The sequence below is a fragment of the Mesobacillus sp. genome (genome assembly GCF_049588175.1).
Lineage (GTDB): Bacteria > Bacillota > Bacilli > Bacillales > Cytobacillaceae > Mesobacillus.
On record NZ_JBAVFI010000149.1, the window covers coordinates 1 to 3175 of the forward strand.

Annotated in this window: 3 protein-coding genes; all 3 read right to left on the bottom strand. The window is 44.3% G+C overall.

The genetic code is table 11. The features are described 5' to 3' along the window. Positions 1-55 precede the first annotated feature (55 nt). Complete coding sequence (locus tag WB217_RS03610) at positions 56-1660, bottom strand: gamma-glutamyltransferase family protein (RefSeq protein ID WP_423990719.1); 1605 nt, start codon at positions 1658-1660, stop codon at positions 56-58. A gap of 91 nt (positions 1661-1751) precedes the next feature. Beyond that, entirely contained in the window at positions 1752-2327 is a 576-nt protein-coding gene (locus WB217_RS03615) for a hypothetical protein (RefSeq protein ID WP_423990721.1), read from the bottom strand. 80 nt (positions 2328-2407) lie between these two features. Next, positions 2408-3016 (bottom strand): hypothetical protein, encoded by a 609-nt coding sequence (locus WB217_RS03620; RefSeq protein WP_423990723.1) that lies wholly within the window; start codon positions 3014-3016, stop codon positions 2408-2410. Between the last annotated feature and the right edge of the window lie 159 nt (positions 3017-3175).

Sequence of the window (3175 nt, forward strand, 5' to 3'; positions counted from 1 at the left end):
TCCCACAATAGTAAAAAAGGAACGCCCGATTATGAGCGTCCCTTAAGCTATTTTATTACCAGCATGCAATTGATCCGTCTGTCCTCATTTCTGTTCCGCCTGTCAGTACGCCCGTTTCTTGATTTCTTACAATGACCTGGCCACGGCCAAAGCCGCCGCCGTCGTACGCCACTTTCATTTGATGCCCACGAGCGGCCAGCTGCTTGACGATGTGATTCGGAAAGTGGTGTTCCACCTCGATTTGCTTTCCTTCAATCCATTGCCAGCGCGGTGCGTCAAGCGCGGCCTGCGGATTCAGGCCAAAGTCAATCATATTCATGGCAACCTGGACATGACCCTGTGGCTGCATGTACCCGCCCATCACCCCGAAGGGTCCAACTGCTTCCTTGCCTTTCGTGATGAAGCCGGGAATGATTGTATGATACGTTTTCTTACCTGGAGCAAGTGCATTCGCATGATTCGCATCAAGCGAGAAATCGTGCCCTCGATTTTGCAGCCCGATGCCTGTTCCAGGAACAACGATCCCTGAGCCAAAGCCCATGTAATTACTCTGGATAAAAGAAACCATGTTGCCTTCGCCATCAGCTGTTGCCAGATACACCGTTCCGCCCTTTGGCAGCGAACCTGGTTCTGGCATTCTTGCTTCTTCGCTAATCTTCGCTCGAGCTTCCTCCGCGTATTTTTCAGAAAGCAAATCGGCTGCCTTTGCCTGCATAGTCACGGGATCTGAAACATATTCCTTTCCATCCGTGAATGCCTGTTTCATCGCTTCAAGCTGGAGGTGGACACCATCAACATCGTCACGGTGAGTAAACTCGTAGCCTTTTAAAATATTTAGTGCCATTAACGCAACGATTCCCTGGCCGTTCGGCGGGATCTCCCAGATTTCATGTCCACGGTACGAAACAGAAATAGGGTCAACCCATTCTGGATGATAGTTTTCCAGGTCAGACTTTCTTAGGAAGCCGCCTGCTTTTTCAGATGCTTCGGCGATTCTATCTGCCAGCTTTCCTCTGTAAAAACTCTCTCCGTTCGTCTCCGCGATTTCCTGAAGCGTGTTCGCATGGTCTTCTGATTTCCACATCTCGCCTGCTTCTGGCGCCCTGCCATCCGGAGCAAAGACGCGGAACCATTCTCCATATTCCTCACCCTGGAACCGATTCTTGTAAGCTTTAAAAGCACCTTTCCAGTATTTTGCGAGAGTTGGAGTCAGTGGATAGCCATTCCGAGCATAGTCAATTGCCGGCTGCAGCACTTCTGTTAGCGGCAAGCGTCCAAACCTTTTAGACAGTTCTGCCCACGCAGACGGCGCACCCGGTACAGTGACCGGAATCCAGCCATGAGAAGGCATTTTTTCATGACCAAGCTCTTTTACTTTATCGATCGAAATCGATTGTGGAGCAGGACCGCTTGCGTTCAGGCCATAAAGCTTATCCTTCACCCAAACCAGGGCAAATGCGTCGCCGCCAATGCCGTTTGAAGTCGGCTCAACAACCGTTAGGCACGCCGCAGTGGCAATCGCAGCATCAATCGCATTGCCTCCCTTTTTTAAAATATCAAGCCCCGCCTGTGCCGCAAGCGGCTGCGACGTAGCGACCATCCCATTGCGGGCCACCGTCGCCATTCGCTGTGATGGATATGGATATGTATGTAAAGACATTTCAAATACCTCCATTTATTCGTCTTACGAAATATTATAGCAAAATAGCTGAAAATTCCAAATAAAAAATCCCTTCAAATTGAAGAGATTCTCAGTTTTTAAATTTCGTAAACACACCAACTGAACTTTGAGCGAAGATTGTCATCCAGAGAGAAAAAATCCACAAGATAATGGTGAAATAAGCAAAAGTTGCATTCTCACCAAATATAAAAGAAAAATATTCCGCCGCCTTATTGTGTCCCCCGCCGCCAGCGACTATTGCAAAGAACATGGTTCCATGCAAGATGAAAGAATATTTTCGATGTTCATCACTTTTTCCAAATACAATAGAAAACATGAGTTCATTTTTCCAGAAGGTGAAAACTGACGCAGCCAACCAGAGACCAATGATCGCCAGTTGCAGGACTGGCTTTTCTTGAAAAACCCTTACGGCAGGCAGCGCGAAGTAGATAGAAGCCAATACAAAACTAAAATAGCCAACATAACCTCTTAGCCTGTCTGACTTCTTTGATTTCCCTGTTAGATCAAGATAAACAGCAAATAAAAACAGCGGGATATAGAGACCCAGAACAAACCACATATTGAGCATTGAAAAATCAGGGATTGCTAATGATATCGCTCCAATGATGAGCGGTAAAATCGTTAGTACTGTTGTGTTTTTGACCATATTCTCTCTCCATATTTCCTGGTTTTTAGCTGTAGAACTTTATGAATTCGCTAAATCTACTTATAAGCTACTTTTTTTCTTCATCCTGGCCTCTTTATAAGATTCCGCTTTTTTTCTGGAGGCTTTTCAAAAAACTCTCTTAAAACAAAAATACCTAACCAGGTCATGAGCACACCAATAACGTATAGTAAGAAAGCCAGAATAACAGATCCATCGCTGGAACTGATTATGTTTACTATAATTGCACCCTCGGTATCCCTTAAAAAGAATGCACTCAACAATAAGATCACTGCTCCGCTCAACGATATGGCCGGCAGGTATTTTAGTGCTGCAGGCAATCGGTGCAGCACGATACTTTTAAAAATCGAATGGAATAAAAATAGCAGATAGGTAATTAGGAAAACACAGAAAACAATGGTACCAAAGGTAAGCCTAAGAACAGGAACAATCGCGAAAAATCCCATTAAAACGATCATATCTGCAGCGGCAAACAAATTATACTTTCGCCCATCCTCAATGGTCCGATACCAATAAACCGCGATCAATATTCCTATAAATAGAATCGCAAGTTGGATTTTAAAAGTGGTAAAAGACCAGACCGGAACTGCACTGCCTATTAAACTGATAAATAAAACCAACAGTATTTTACTAATGGAATTGAATACTAATTCATCGTTTTTATTCTCCAAAGGAGCACCTCAAATTCAAAACGGTATGGATAAAATTCATATCTCCTCTTAGTTCATTCTCTTTCAGAGACAATTAGGAACATTGTGCAGGATTCATTTATGAATCGGTCACTTTCTAATGGGATTTTCTCTATCAAAATAAGAGGTATCCTGTCACTG

Excerpts from the sequence above, each read along its gene's own strand:
- WB217_RS03610 (WP_423990719.1), bottom strand. The coding sequence starts at position 1,660 with ATGTCTTTACATACATATCCATATCCATCACAGCGAATGGCGACGGTG.
- WB217_RS03615 (WP_423990721.1), bottom strand. The coding sequence starts at position 2,327 with ATGGTCAAAAACACAACAGTACTAACGATTTTACCGCTCATCATTGGA.